This window comes from Desulfonatronum thiodismutans, assembly GCF_000717475.1.
GTDB lineage: Bacteria > Desulfobacterota > Desulfovibrionia > Desulfovibrionales > Desulfonatronaceae > Desulfonatronum > Desulfonatronum thiodismutans.
In genome coordinates this window covers 225,744-239,671 of the sequence record NZ_JPIK01000012.1, presented here as the reverse complement: position 1 = coordinate 239,671, position 13,928 = coordinate 225,744, and the positions used below count along the sequence as shown (strand labels likewise).

13 protein-coding genes are annotated in these 13,928 nt (G+C 61.6%); 11 read left to right on the top strand and 2 right to left on the bottom strand.

Features of this window, described 5'->3' with window-relative positions; all coding sequences use genetic code 11:
- Positions 1-21: 21 nt before the first annotated feature.
- From GY33_RS0109640 to GY33_RS0109600, 9 genes are all read left to right on the top strand, one after another.
- The gene (locus tag GY33_RS0109640; RefSeq protein ID WP_051822477.1) at positions 22-1,791 is read left to right on the top strand and encodes an AMP-binding protein; all 1,770 of its coding nucleotides are present in this window, start codon (positions 22-24) and stop codon (positions 1,789-1,791) included.
- A gap of 9 nt (positions 1,792-1,800) precedes the next feature.
- Positions 1,801-2,757, top strand: coding sequence for a hypothetical protein (locus GY33_RS0109635; protein ID WP_031387135.1), 957 nt, complete (start codon positions 1,801-1,803; stop codon positions 2,755-2,757).
- A gap of 166 nt (positions 2,758-2,923) precedes the next feature.
- Complete coding sequence (glpX, locus tag GY33_RS0109630) at positions 2,924-3,928, top strand: class II fructose-bisphosphatase (protein ID WP_031387134.1); 1,005 nt, start codon at positions 2,924-2,926, stop codon at positions 3,926-3,928.
- A 10-nt stretch (positions 3,929-3,938) separates the two neighbouring features.
- Positions 3,939-4,613, top strand: coding sequence for a ribulose-phosphate 3-epimerase (gene rpe / locus GY33_RS0109625; RefSeq protein ID WP_031387133.1), 675 nt, complete (start codon positions 3,939-3,941; stop codon positions 4,611-4,613).
- A 69-nt stretch (positions 4,614-4,682) separates the two neighbouring features.
- Positions 4,683-5,933 (top strand): glycosyltransferase family 9 protein, encoded by a 1,251-nt coding sequence (locus tag GY33_RS0109620; protein WP_035271729.1) that lies wholly within the window; start codon positions 4,683-4,685, stop codon positions 5,931-5,933.
- On the top strand, positions 5,930-7,246 hold the full coding sequence (locus GY33_RS0109615; RefSeq protein WP_031387131.1) for a CgeB family protein: 1,317 nt from the start codon (positions 5,930-5,932) through the stop codon (positions 7,244-7,246). Before GY33_RS0109620 ends, GY33_RS0109615 begins: the two co-directional genes overlap by 4 nt.
- A gap of 27 nt (positions 7,247-7,273) precedes the next feature.
- Positions 7,274-8,215, top strand: a complete 942-nt coding sequence (locus GY33_RS0109610) for an ADP-ribosylglycohydrolase family protein (protein WP_200874855.1) — start codon at positions 7,274-7,276, stop codon at positions 8,213-8,215.
- A gap of 177 nt (positions 8,216-8,392) precedes the next feature.
- A complete protein-coding gene (locus tag GY33_RS0109605) occupies positions 8,393-9,190 on the top strand; it encodes a universal stress protein (protein ID WP_031387129.1) in 798 nt (265 codons plus the stop codon).
- Positions 9,191-9,237: 47 nt separating this feature from the next.
- The gene (locus tag GY33_RS0109600; RefSeq protein WP_031387128.1) at positions 9,238-10,731 is read left to right on the top strand and encodes a glycine betaine uptake BCCT transporter; all 1,494 of its coding nucleotides are present in this window, start codon (positions 9,238-9,240) and stop codon (positions 10,729-10,731) included.
- A gap of 66 nt (positions 10,732-10,797) precedes the next feature.
- Here the strand turns inward: GY33_RS0109600 and GY33_RS0109595 are convergent, their stop codons facing one another.
- Positions 10,798-11,907: an aminotransferase class I/II-fold pyridoxal phosphate-dependent enzyme gene (locus tag GY33_RS0109595; protein ID WP_031387127.1), complete on the bottom strand. Its 1,110-nt coding sequence runs from the start codon at positions 11,905-11,907 to the stop codon at positions 10,798-10,800.
- Between the two features lie 151 nt (positions 11,908-12,058).
- Between GY33_RS0109595 and GY33_RS0109590 the strand changes: the two genes are divergently transcribed.
- Together GY33_RS0109590 and GY33_RS21430 are read left to right on the top strand one after the other, a co-directional pair.
- Complete coding sequence (locus GY33_RS0109590) at positions 12,059-12,688, top strand: LexA family transcriptional regulator (protein WP_031387126.1); 630 nt, start codon at positions 12,059-12,061, stop codon at positions 12,686-12,688.
- A gap of 49 nt (positions 12,689-12,737) precedes the next feature.
- Entirely contained in the window at positions 12,738-12,896 is a 159-nt protein-coding gene (locus tag GY33_RS21430) for a hypothetical protein (protein WP_162834855.1), read from the top strand.
- 102 nt (positions 12,897-12,998) lie between these two features.
- Here GY33_RS21430 and mtgA read toward each other — a convergent pair whose 3' ends face one another.
- Complete coding sequence (mtgA, locus tag GY33_RS0109580) at positions 12,999-13,754, bottom strand: monofunctional biosynthetic peptidoglycan transglycosylase (RefSeq protein WP_084185034.1); 756 nt, start codon at positions 13,752-13,754, stop codon at positions 12,999-13,001.
- Between the last annotated feature and the right edge of the window lie 174 nt (positions 13,755-13,928).

Below are 13,928 nucleotides of genomic sequence, written 5' to 3'. Positions count from 1 at the left end.
CAACTTATTTCGAGGGCCGCCATGACCACGACGCAAACAAACGACGGCTTCACTCCCCAAACCCCTCCCCGCACGGTACCCGAAACCCTGGACCGCGGAGTCGCCTTGTTCGGCGACCGCCCGCTCCTCGGCCTGGTGGAGGGAGACCCCGTCACTTATGCCGAGTTCCGAACCAAAGTCAGGGAACATGCCGAAACCCTGACCCACTTGGGAGTGGGCCACGGTGACAGAGTGGCCATTTTCAGTGAGAACCGACCGGAATGGCCCATGGTCTATTTCGCCGCCAGTTCACTGGGAGCCGTGCTGGTCCCGATTCTCCCGGACTTTCACCCGTCCTCGGTCCTGCATATTCTGCGGCACAGCGGGGCCAAGGTGCTGATGGCCTCGGAACGCTGCCTGGCGAAGCTGGAAGACCTGAACCAGCAGCACCTGACCGTGATCATCCTGGACGACTTCCGGATTTTGCCCCCGGAATCCTGGGCCGGTCGGGTCAAGGATGTGATCCGCTCCAGCCTCAAGGACAGGGAACGCCTGCAATCCATGGCCCGGCACGTGACCGGCCACGGCACTCCGGCGACACCCAAGGAGGACGACCTGGCCTCCATCGTCTACACCTCCGGGACCACGGGAAGGGCCAAAGGGGTGATGCTCACCCACCGCAACGTGGTTTCCGACGCCTGGATGACCCGTGAGTTGGTGGACCTGGGGCCGCGGGACCGGATGCTCTCAATTCTGCCCCTGGCCCACACCATGGAGTTTACCCTGGGGCTGTTGCTGCCCATGATGCACGGGACCCAGGTCCGGTACCTCGGCGGGGTCCCCTCGCCGCAAATGCTGATGGACGCCATGGCCAAGATCCGCCCCACGTTCATGCTCAGCGTCCCGCTGGTGATTGAGAAGATCTTCAAGCGCCGCATTCAGCCCAAACTGACCGGCAGCGCCGTGGGCCGGACCCTGTATCGCTTCAACCTGAGCCGAAGCCTGCTGCACAAGCTCGCCGGGAAAAAGATGTACCAGTCATTTGGCGGCAGCCTACGCGGCTACTGTATCGGGGGAGCGCCCCTGTCCGTGGAAGCGGAAACCTTTTTACGCGAAGCCGGTTTTCCCTATGCCATGGGCTACGGGCTGACCGAGGCATCGCCCCTGGTGGCCGGGACCGGCGCGGCGAGCGTCCGGCGGCGTTCCTCGGGTCGCGCTTTGAACGGCGTCGAAATCCGCATCGCCGTGCAGCAGGAGAGCGATTCGCCGTCCAGGGGGCAGGCCGACGGCGAGGTCGTCGGAGAAATCCAGGTCCGCGGTCCCAATGTCATGCAAGGGTATTACCAGGAGCCGGAGTTGACCGCCGAAGTTTTCACGGAGGACGGCTGGCTGCGCACCGGGGACCTGGGCACGCTGGACAAGGACGGCTATCTGTTCATCCGCGGACGTTTGAAAAACCTGATTCTCGGCCCCAGTGGTGAAAACATCTACCCGGAGGAGATCGAGAACGTCCTGAATGAACAGGATTACGTCCTGGAATCCCTGGCCTTCGATCTGAACGGCAAGGTCGCGGCCCGGGTCTTCCTGGACTATGACCGGCTGGACGAAGAGGTTTCCTGGCGGAAGATGAGCGAATTCGAAGCACGCAAGTACGTCACCGACCTGCTGGAAACCATCCGGACCCGCACCAACGCCGGACTGGCCTCCTTTGCCCGGGTCAGCAAGATGATCGAGCAGACCGAGGCTTTTGAGAAAACCCCGACTCACAAAATCAAGCGCTATCTCTACACCAGCGCATCGCCGCCGTTCTAACGAACCACCATGCACGAACGACCGGACACCGAACTCGCGGCCCAGATCCGTTCTCTTCTGGAAAAAGGTATGGACCTGGATGGCGCGGCCCTGACCACCATTTCCCAGGTTCTGGGAGGCGCTGAGGCGAAGGAACTCGCCGCCCGCTTGACCGACCCGGACGACGCCGAGGCCTGGTCCATGCGCGATCTGGTCCTGTTTCCGGACCAACCCCTGGCCCTGGCCGTGGAAAGCTGGTTGTTGGAACGGGAACAGCGCGACGGCAAGGCGGTCATGCCGGACACGGGCACCGTGGCCGCGCTTCTGGGCCAGGCCGACCTTCGCTTGCGCCTTCCGGACCGGACCGAGTTGTGGCTGACCCTGGACCAGAATGAAGTCCGCCAGTTGGCAAGCCGCCTGCGCCTGGACAAGCGCCTGCCCGAATCGATTCGTGATCTTCTCACCGCTCCCGTTCCCGCGAATCGAGAACTCGCGACAGCCCTAAGCCTGGCCTGCAAACAGTCCCGACTGCTCTGGACCCCGAGCCAGGAGACCTTTATCCTGACCTTGCTGCGCGCTTGCCTCCCCGGTCCGGATCAAGAGCCAGACGCAGAGCCGGCCCAAAGCAAACCGCTGCCGAAAACGCCGCCGCGCCGCGCCCTGGACATGGTCCGTTGGACCCTGTCCTTTCTCGAACATTCCGGGGAGGACGTTCCCGCGGCCCTGGCCAAACGGCGCGAAACGTTGTTGCGCCACCTGGACCAGGCCGAGGAAATGGAACGGGTCCGGCAAGCGCACAATTTCGAAACACGACGGATGCTGGGCATCCCGGAACAGCACTTCGACCCGGAGGCCATCCGGGACGAACTGGAGCTGATCGAACTCGCCAAGCGAGCCGCGGGAGCCTACGCCCCGATCCACCAGATCATGCACCGCAACCTGGGCGACGTCCAAACCGTGGAGCAGGCGACGGGATTGCTGGAATAACACCATTTCCAAGTCAACAATTCTCTTTCGGTGTCGGAATCGCTATCGGAATCGGGATCGAATTCAGGTTATTGGCACACAAACATTATCGATCCCGATAGCGATACCGACGCCGACACCGACAACTGCATTTTCTCAAGCAAATTATGCATGATGGAGGATAGACATGTCCCAGGAAACCCCGCAACGCAATCTGGCCCTGGATCTGGCCCGGGTGACCGAGGCCGCGGCTCTGGCTTCCTCTCGCTGGCTGGGCAAGGGCGACAAGGAACGCGGCGATTATGCCGCGGTGGAGGCCATGCGCCTGAGCTTCAGCGCCATCGATATCGACGGCGTGGTGGTCATCGGCGAGGGCGAAAAGGATGAAGCCCCGATGCTCTACAACGGGGAGAAGCTCGGCACGGGCCGCGGGCCTGAGGTGGACGTGGCCGTGGACCCGGTGGAAGGAACGCGCCTGCTGGCCTATGGCCGACCCAACGCCATCGCCGTGGTCGCCCTGGCGCCGCGAGGGACGCTCTATGATCCCGGCCCGGCTTTCTACATGAAGAAGATGGCCGTGCCCCACGAGGCCAAATACCATGTGGACATCAAGGCCCCGGTGGCCGAAAACCTGCGCCGGGTGGCCAAGGCCCTGGGCAAGGCCGTGGACGACCTGTCGGTCTTTATCCTGGACAAGCCCCGGCACGTGGAGTTGGTCAAGGAAATCCGAGAAGCCGGAGCCCGCATCCAGCTGCATACGGACGGCGACGTGGCCGGAGCCCTGATGGCCACGACCCCGGGCGGCGAGGTGGACATGATGATCGGCACCGGCGGGACCCCGGAGGGCGTGCTGGCCGCGGTGGCCATCCGGATCATGGGCGGGGAGATGCAGTGTATGCTGGACCCACAGTCCGAGGACGAGCGCCGGGCCCTTGAGGAGGCGGGGTACAGCCTCAGCCGCGTCCTGACCGTGGACGACCTGGTCCGCAGCGACGACGTCTTTTTCGCGGCCACCGGCATCTCCGGGGGGACGTTTCTGAAAGGCGTCGAGTTCACCGGCAAGGGCGCGGTGACCCACTCCATGGTCATGCGCGGCAGGACAGGAACCTTCCGCCGGATCGAGGCCCAGCACTCCTTCTCCAAACTGATGCGCATCAGCTCCATCGAATACCACAAAACCGAGCCGAGCTAGGAGAACGATAATGCCGAAAACTCCCCCCATCATCCTCACCCCGTCCCTGCTCTCGTCGGACTTCAGCCGCATCGGCGAGGAACTCGCGGCCCTGGAGCAGGCCGGGCTGCAATGGGTGCACTGGGACGTCATGGACGGGGCCTTCGTGCCCAACATCACCTTCGGCCCGCCGGTGATCAAGGCCTGTCGCAAAAGCTGCGGGTTGTTCTTCGACGTCCACCTGATGATCGAACAGCCGGACCGCTATCTGGCCGAATTCGTGGACGCGGGGGCAAACCTGCTCTGCGTCCACGCCGAGGCCTGCGTTCATCTGGAGCGGACCGTCTCCGAGATCACGCGCCTGGGCGCCAAGGCCGGCGTGGCCCTGAACCCGCACACCCCGCTGGACATGGTGGAATACCTCCTGCCCCAACTGGACATGGTCCTGATCATGACCGTGAACCCCGGCTTCGGCGGCCAGAAGTTCATCCCTTTCACCAGGCAAAAAATCCAGCGGCTTCGGGCCATGATCCAGGAGGTCGGGGCTGAGACCTTCATCCAGGTGGACGGCGGCGTGAGCCCGGAGAACATCCGCGAGCTGGCCGATTTGGGCGCCAACGTCTTCGTCTCCGGCTCAGCCTTCTTCGGCTTCCCGCCCTACGCCGCCCGCCTGGAAACCTTCATGCGGGCCGTGAGAGAGGAATAGCGGTTTCGTTAAGGACGAACGACCTGCGACCCCCGTCCGCCTCACCCCCGGCTCCCTCGGACAACCGCCATGAACGCGCATCTGGTCATCCAACTGGCCCGCTTCGGGGATGTCATCCAGACCAAGCGGCTGATTCGCGGTCTGCTGGCCGATCCCGACAACCTGGTCCACCTGACCGTGGACGCCGGGCTGGTCGAGCTGTCCGAGATGATCTATCCGGACGTGGTGGTCCACGGCCTGCCGGTCCATGATCCGCGTTCGGACCCCGCGACTCTGATTCGCGCTTGCGCCGAAATCTTCTCCGCCTGGAAGGCCGCGGACGTCGCCCGGGTCTACAACCTGAACCATTCCGGGTTCAACCACGTCCTGGCCGGATTGTTCGCACCGGAGCAGGTCGTTGGCTACCAGTGGAATCAGGGACAAGCACTTCGGGGGTCGTGGCCGGAAACGGTCTTTCGGCTCAGTGCCCACCGGTCGGCCAATCCTCTGAACCTGATGGACTACTGGGGCTTTTTCCTCGGACAGACCCAGGGCGTGGCCCTGGACCCGGCCCTGGTCAATCCCCCGGCCACGCCCAAGGGCGGAGGGTTGGGCGTGGTTCTGGCCGGACGCCATGCCCGGCGGACCCTGCCGATTCCCATTCTGGCCCGGGTGATCCAGGCCGCGGCGGCCCGGATTGAAGGCAAGATCCATCTTCTGGGAACGGCCGCGGAACGCGAAGCGGCCAGGGCGCTGCGCCCCTTGCTCCCGGCCGCGATCCAGGGCAGGCTGAAGGATCTGACCGGTCGCACCGGCTGGACCGGCCTGCGCGACGTAGTTCAAGGGCTGGATCTGCTGCTCACCCCGGACACCGGGACCATGCACCTGGCAGCGCACCTGGGCGCCCCGGTCACGGCCTTTTTCCTCTCCTCGGCCTGGGCCTTTGAGACCGGTCCCTACGGCCAAGGCCACCAGGTCTGGCAGTCCGTGGAACCCTGCGCCCCCTGCCTGGAAGCCGCGCCCTGTCCCCGCTCCGCGGCCTGCGCCCAGGCCTTCGCGGACAAAGCCGTCCTGGCCCGACTGGCCCGGCCGGCTGGACAGGAGCGGACCAACCACACCGATCCGCCGGAATCTCTCTGCCTGCTGCGCACCGGACTGGACGACTTCGGCCTGGAATTTCACCCCGTGGCCGGAAAACTGCCGGACCAGGGAACTCGCTTAGCCCGCCGTGAGCTGCTGCGCTCCCACCGGCTGCGGATCGGCCCGCGCCGGGTCCGCCAGGAGCAGGCCGCGGCCGAGGCCCTGTACCATGAACCCGACTGGATGATCGACACGCCATGACCGCCACGCCCCTGCGAATTCTCACGGTCCTGCCCCTGTACGGCGGGTCCCTGCCCATTGGCCGCTACTGCGTCCGGGCTCTGCGCGCCCTGGGCCACACGGTGGAATGCTTCGAGGCCCCGGAATTTCACGGCGCGTTCCGGGCCCTCAGGGAACAGCGCATTGCCGCGGATCGGCTGGTGGCCTTGGAAAACGGCTTCCTCCAACTCGTGGCCCAGACCGTACTGGCCAAAGTGGAACATTTCGAGCCGGATCTGGTCCTGGCCCTGGCCCAGGCTCCGTTAAGCCGCCAGGCCCTGCAACGTCTGCGCCGGGACAAGGTGCCCACGGCCATGTGGTTCGTGGAGGACTACCAGGTTTTCCCCTACTGGAAAGCCTTTGCCCGGCTCTACGACGCCTTTGCGGTGATCCAGAAGGAGCCGTTTTTCGGGCTGCTGGAAGAGCTGGATCAGCGCAACGCCCTCTACCTCCCCCTGGCCGCGGACCCGGACTTTCACCGCCCCCTGGATATCCCCCGGGAACTGTCCGCCGTGGACCAGCGCCGCTATGGATCGGACCTCTCCTTTCTCGGCGCCGGATACCCCAACCGGCTGGTCGCGTTTCGCCAATTCCTGTCCCTGGACTTCAAAATCTGGGGCAACGACTGGCCCACCCACGGCCCCCTGACCCCGCTGCTGCAACGCCCCGGGGAACGGATCACCCCGGAGGAGGCGGTCAAGATCTTCAACGCCGCCAAGATCAACCTGAACCTGCACTCCAGCGTCAAGGCCGAACCCCTGGTCACAGGCGGCGACTTCGTCAACCCCCGGACCTTCGAGCTGGCCTCCTGCCAGGCCTTTCAACTGGTGGACCGCCGCGGCATGCTGGCCGAATTGTTCACGGATCGGGAGCTGGCTGTGTTCGAGGACATGGAGGGTTTGCGCGAGGCCATCCGCCATTACCTGGCCCACCCCGAAGAGCGCCTGGCCATGAGCCGCCTGGCCCGGGAGCGGGTGCTGCGCGAACACACCTACCAGCATCGCATGACGACCCTGCTGGAGTTTCTCCAAGAACGCCTCGGCCTGAGCGCGATCCGGACCAAAGGCGAACCCGGCGTTTCCGCCCCGCTCCCGGACAACTCCCCCTTGGCAGCCCTTTCTCCGGAACTGCGCGCCCAGGTGGACAACCTGCTCCACGACCTGGACCTGCGTCCCACGGTCCGCTTCGAAGACCTGATCTGGACCATCCGCCAACGCCAAGGCACCCTCAGCGAGCTGGAAACCGCCCTGCTGTTTCTGGACGAATGGCGCAAGCAGTATGGCAGGGGAAGATAGTCAATCTTTATGTCAAAGGAATCACGAGTGAACAGGGAAACCATTGAACGCGCCCAAGGTTGTCTGCTGGGCCAACTGGCCGGCGACGCGCTGGGAAGCCTGGTGGAGTTTCAATCCCCGGAACAAATCCGGCGGGTCTATCCCGACGGGGTGCGCGACATGGCCGACGGTTGCGCGCACGACACCATCGCGGGCCAACCCACGGACGATTCCGAAATGGCCCTGGCCCTGGCCAGGATGCTGGTTTTCCGCGGAAGCTACGACGCCGGAGCCGCGAAACAAGCCTATCTCGACTGGCTGCGCTCCGAGCCCTTCTCCCGCGGCGCGACCATCACCGCCGGACTAACCGGTGAACCGAACCAGGACAGCCAGGCCAACGGGGCCCTGATGCGCATCAGCCCCCTGGGCATTTTCGGTTCGCGATTCGAGTTGAACCAGGTGGCCCGGTGGGCCGTCCAAGACGCTGAATTGACCCATCCCCACCCGATTTGTCTCCAAGTCAACGCCCTCTTCACCCTGGCCGTTGCCCAGGCCGTTGCCACCGGAGCCGAGCCCAAGGAGCTTGTCGTCGACATGCTCGAATGGGCCCAGGACATGGACGCCGACCCGCTCCTGTTCCGCGTGATCAAGGCCTGCATCAACGAACCGCCCAGAGATTATCTCCAGCACCAGGGCTGGGTGCTCATCTCCTTTGGCAACGCCGTCTGGCAGCTGCTCAACGCCCCGACCCTGGAAGACGGGATCATGGACACGATCATGCGCGGCGGGGACACGGACACCAACGCCGCCATCTGCGGCGCGTTGCTGGGCGCGGTCCACGGCCTCGGCGCCGTGCCGAAAAGATGGGTCAAAACCGTCCTCGCCTGTCGCCCCCAAACCGGCCTTTCCGGAGTGCGCCGGCCTCGCCCGGAAATCTACTGGCCCGTGGACGCCCTGGAACTGGCCGAACAGTTGCTATCAACGCCATGAAATATGCTTTGACCCGAGGTGCGCAATCAGGGCGGAATCGTTTTCGCCGCCTTCATGCGCAATATTCTTCAATGTCGGACATGGCCCATGTTCTCCTGATATCAAAGTTTTAGTGGAGAAAGGGAGCGTTATCGCGCCCGTTTTCAGCAACATGACACCATCTGCCGGGGGAGCACGATGCTGAAAAAAATTGTCCAGCCGTTGGACCTGAGCGAATCCCTCGCGGATGTAAAAATTCGCTCGTCGTTCATCGACCGGTTCGGCGGCCAGGAGATCGTCCTGATCCATGTCATGAACCCCGGGCTCGGCGACAAGGGCATGGTGCGGGCGCGATTGGCGCATCTTGTCGACGAGTTGAACCAGGTGGGCATCCAGGCCAAGTCCGTGGTCACGCAAGGTCATGTGGCCTCCCAGATCACCCGGGCCGCCATGGAGTCGGCCGCGGACGTGATCTATCTGCCCGCCAGCCGCAAGAACTTCCTGGTTTCGTCATTTTTGGGGAGCACGACCGAAGACGTCATCCGCCTCTCCGATATCCCGGTCTTCATCCACAAGCAGCGGCCAGAGCTGGTCCGTACCGAGAAGGTTCGCAACCTCGTCTTTGCCACGGACTTTGGCAAGGCGGCGAGCCGGGTCTGGCTGTATGTGCGCATGCTGGGCCGCTTCGTTTCCAAGCTGACCATCCTCCACGTGGGAGAACGGGCCTCCGACCCGGACACGGAACAACTGCGCAGGGAAAACGCCGAGACGTTGCTCCAGGAGCTGCGCGCGAAATTCACGGACGACTTCCAGGAGGTCGCCCTGATCTCCCGGATCGGCTCGCCCGCCAAACACATCATCGACGTCGTCGAGCAGATCCAGGCCGACCTGGTCGTCCTGGGACGGCTCAATGAACCGTTTCCTTCCAAACTGCTCGGTTCCACCTGCTCTCGGGTCACATCCGGGGTATCCAGCTCGGTTTTGCTGATTCCCTGACTGTATTGACAAAGCCCGCCAACCATCCCAACAGATGGGAGTATCGCATGTTCCAAGACAAGGTCTTTCTGACCTCGTTGGCCATTGTCGTCGTGTTCGTCCTCGCCGGAGTGATCGATCCGGAATTGCTGGACCGCGCCTCCGCCGTCCTTCACGGGGCGATCATCGCTCATTTCGGCTGGGCCTACATGCTCTCCGGCTTTTTCTTCCTGGTGTTCTGCCTGGTCCTGGCTTTGAGCAGATACGGCGAGATCAAACTGGGGCGGGATCATGAAAAGCCCGAGTACACCTACTTCGGCTGGTTCAGCATGCTGTTCGCCGCTGGAATGGGCATCGGCCTGATTTTCTGGGGCGTGGCCGAACCCCTCAGCCACTACATGGACCCGCCGGAATTCATCCAGCCGGAAACCGGACAGGCGGCGACGTTCGCCATGCGCTACAGTTTCTTCCACTGGGGGCTGCACCCTTGGGCGATCTATATCGTGATGAGCCTGGGCATCGCCTATTTTTCCTTCCGCCGCGGCATGCCGCCCCTGATCAGCTCCTGCTTCTACCCCATGCTCGGCAACCGCATCTACGGCCCCATCGGCAATTTCATCGACATCATGGCTGTTTTCGCCACCATCTTCGGAATCGCCACTTCCCTGGGGCTCGGCGCGATCCAGATCAACAGCGGCCTGGAGCACCTTTACGGCCTGCCTTCCTCCACCGGCTTCACGCTGCTGATCATCCTGGTGACGACGCTTCTCTTTATGATTTCCGCCGCGGTGGGGCTGGACAAGGGCATTCAGACCCTGAGCAAGACGAATATCCTCCTGGCCTTTGCCCTGCTCCTGTTCATGCTGGTCGCTGGGCCGACCTCGTACATACTCAACGTGTTTACCGACACCATCGGCGGATACGTGGGCAACATGCTGGAAATGAGCCTGGCGGTGAATCCGTTCCTGGGACAGGAATGGTACAAGAACTGGACCCTGTTCTACTGGGCCTGGTGGATCGCCTGGTCGCCCTTCGTGGGCATCTTCGTGGCCAGGATTTCCCGTGGCCGGACCATCCGGGAGTTCATCAGCGGCGCCCTGCTTGTGCCGACCTTGCTGACCTTTGTCTGGTTCAGCGTGTTCGGGGGGGCCTCTTTATTCCTGGAACTGGAACAAGGAACGAACATCGGCCTGGCGGTCCAAAGCGACGTGTCCACGGGCCTCTTTCTGGTCTTCGACCACTTTCCCGGTGCGCTGATCCTGTCCAACGCCGCCTTGGTGCTGCTGATCGTCTTTTTCGTGACTTCGGCGGACTCGGCCACCTTTGTCCTGGGCATCATGACCAGTAAAGGATCGCCCAACCCCTCCCTGGCCAAGAAAATCACCTGGGGAATCACGCAATCCTCGGTTGCCGCCATCCTGCTCGTTTCCGGAGGCCTGACCGCCCTGCAGCGCATGGCCATCACCGCGGCATTGCCGTTCAATTTCATTCTGCTGTTCATGTGCTACAACATTTGGAAAGCCCTGGCGTCCGAAGCACGGGAGAGCCGGTTGAGGCAATGAGCCGAGACGTTTACGTAAGGTGCCGCTGTAACGAGAATGTTCGGTCAGCGCGGTTTCAGCCCGGCTTCAGGATTTCGCCAGATAGGATGCCAATTGGCTCAAAGCTTGAGGCAGGTTGCGTCGACCGTATCCAACCCGAAAATGGTTCAGTCCGGGCTCATACAGCGTTCCCGGAAGCAACAGCACACCGGCCCGCTCCACGAGATCGGAGCAGAACCCGTCCACGTCGGCGCCTTTCAGCCGGGGAAAGGCCACCGTGCCGGCAAGGGGTCGCTGCCAGTCGAACCAGCGGGCATGTTCGGCGAAAAAAGCGTCCAGGGCATCCAGGTTGGAGCGGACGATTTCCTGATTCCTCTGGATGATCCCTGAGGCGTTGCGCAGCGCCAAGGCGGCCAGAAATTCGCTGGGAGCGCTGTTGCAGATAGTGGTATAGTCCTTGAAGGCGGCCATTTTCCGGTACAGTTCCCTGTCGTGGGTGGCAATCCAACCGATGCGCAAACCGGCCAGGCCGTAGGTCTTGGACATCACCCCCAGGGAGACGGCCCGCTCATCCAGATCCACGAAGCCCGGCAAGCGGAGGGACGGATCAAGCTCCAGACCTCGGTACACCTCATCGGCAAAGATGATGAAGTCATGCTTTTTGGACAACGCGGCAAGTTCCCGGGCAAATGCCGTGGACGGCAAAAAGCCCGTTGGATTGTGGGGAAAATTGACCACCACCAGTTTCGTGCGCGGGGTCAAAAGCGGCACGAGATCGTCGATCTCCAGGGCCCAGCCCCGCTCCGGATCGCCGCGCCACGGAGCGACGTGCGCGCCAATGCCCAGGGCCACTTCACCCAAGGATTGGTAGTACGGAGCCTGTACGACCACGTGATCCCCCGGCTCAAGCACGACATGCATGAAGTTGAAAATCGCCTCTTCAGCCCCGGCATGCACGAGAACATGCTCCGCGGATGCCGAATCGTACAGCGCAGCGATTTCGTGCCGCAATTCAGGACCACCAAGCGATTCCGTGTAGCCCAGCCAAAGCGCTTGGAAACTTCGCCCGGCATCAGGTTCCATGGCCAGCAGCTCGCCCAGGGGCATACTCTCGCTGTCCGAGGTACACATCAGAAATGGAGCCGTGAATTCATATTTGGCGAAATACCGCTCCAATCGAAAAGGTTTCAGGTGCATGTCGTTTCAATCCCCATCAAGATTTTCTGAAAAATCTTGTCTCACTTTTCCCAACAATTCCAATGAACCGCAAACATCGTAAATACGAATGCGTTCAGAAGACTTGACAAGGAATTAACTTTCGTAAACAGTTCCAGCTCAAGGCCACCCCATGAAATTTGACGACTTCTTCAAACGCGCATCCCAGATCGCCGAAATCAGCAGTCAGAAAGACCTGGCCAATCTCCTGGGCATTGAACCTCCAGCCATCACCCTGGCCAAGACCAGAGGCGTGCCCAAAAGCTGGGCACTGACCCTTTCCAGCATGCTCGGGGTGAATCTGGAGTGGCTGAAAACCGGGACCGGGCCGGTGTATCAGGCCGATAAGCACAAGACCAGGTTCATCCCCAAGGTTTCGGCCAGGGCCTGCGCGGGCGGCGGTTCCCTGGAAGTGTGGGACAACATCGTCGCCGAGATCCCTTTTGACCGGGAATGGGTCGCCAGGAAGGGCAGGCCGGAAAAAATGGTCGTCATGGACGTAGTCGGCGACAGCATGTCTCCGGAGCTGGAACCCGGCGACAGCATCTTGCTTGACCAGAGCCAGACCGAGGTCCTGAGCAACAACCTCTACGTGGTCGGCCTGGCGGACGTGTTGCAGGTCAAAAGGGTCCAGGCCCGCCCTGGCCTGATCACGCTTTACAGCACCAATCAACGCTATCAGCCGGTCACCTTGCAGGGCGACGAGGTCGAGTCGTTGCGGGTCATTGGTCGGGTTCTGTGGAGCAGTCGGAGCTACGCCTGATATTTTTTTGCCCTATCGATTTACTTTTGTAAACAAAAGGAGACATCCCATGCAACAACGATTCTGTGAATGCGGTCATCCGGTCATGGTGGCGTATGTGATCACGAAGAAGGGCATCAGGCACCTGTATCAGCCCAGGGCAAAAATGATCAAACTAATGCGCTGCCCCAACTGCGGCAGGCAGATCGACATCAACGATCTCAAATAGTTGAGGAGCAAAGGGGCGACGGTTTTATGACTCTAGAGGTTGATCTGTTTGCTTGCCTCATGCGGCGAACCAAACTGGAACCTCCCCTGCCGTTTCAATGAGTCAAAGATTCCGCAAGTAGGCGCCGCCAAGGTTGTTCATCTGTCTCTCAATCTGTCGGGTCCTTTGCTGCATGTATCCGGATGGGGCGACGACGCTGAATCTTTTGGGGTTTGGCAACACGGCGGCCATGAGTGCGGCCTCGCTTCTGGTCAGTTGAGAAGGCTCTTTATCGAAGAATACCATTGCCGCCGATCGCACACCGTACACTCCGTCTCCAAATTCCACGATGTTGAGATATATTTCCAAAATCCGCCTCTTGGGCCAGAGCGCCTCAATCAAAACCGCGAACCAGGCTTCAACGCCCTTGCGTGCGAAGCTTCTGCCTTCCCAGAGAAACAGGTTCTTGGCCGTCTGCTGTGTTATGGTGCTGGCTCCACGAACCCGCCCTTTCGTCCGCCTCTCTTCAAGCGCCTCACTGATGGATTGAAAATCAAACCCCCGATGGAGTGGGAATTGCTGGTCCTCAGCCGCAACGACAGCAAGTGCCATGTGCGGTGATATGAACTCCCAGTCTGTCCACTGGTAATGAATTCGTGGAGATTTGCTCTGCTGAAACAAGCCGTCCACTTGTCTTTTAACCATGAACGCGCTGGTTGGAGGTGGGTAAAAGCGAAGCAATCCTACCAGGAGCACGGAGGAAACAACAAACGTAAGAATCGCAAGCAGCAATACTCTTACGATAACTCCTGGGAGACTTGGCTTGCGTCTTTTTGTTTTCGATTTTTTTCCGATTTTTGGTTCATTCTTTTTGTTCATTCCCGCAACCAGACTGCCCGTTGATTGTCCCTCGCTTCCCGCTTGCCACCCATCCCGTGGGCTTCTCCATGAGTCAGGGATCTCCAGACAGGACGTTTCCGACAGGGAGAGCTGCGGGGAACTCGCTTTTCGCGTCCATTTTTGTAACCATTTGCCGCTCCGACCTGAAACGGA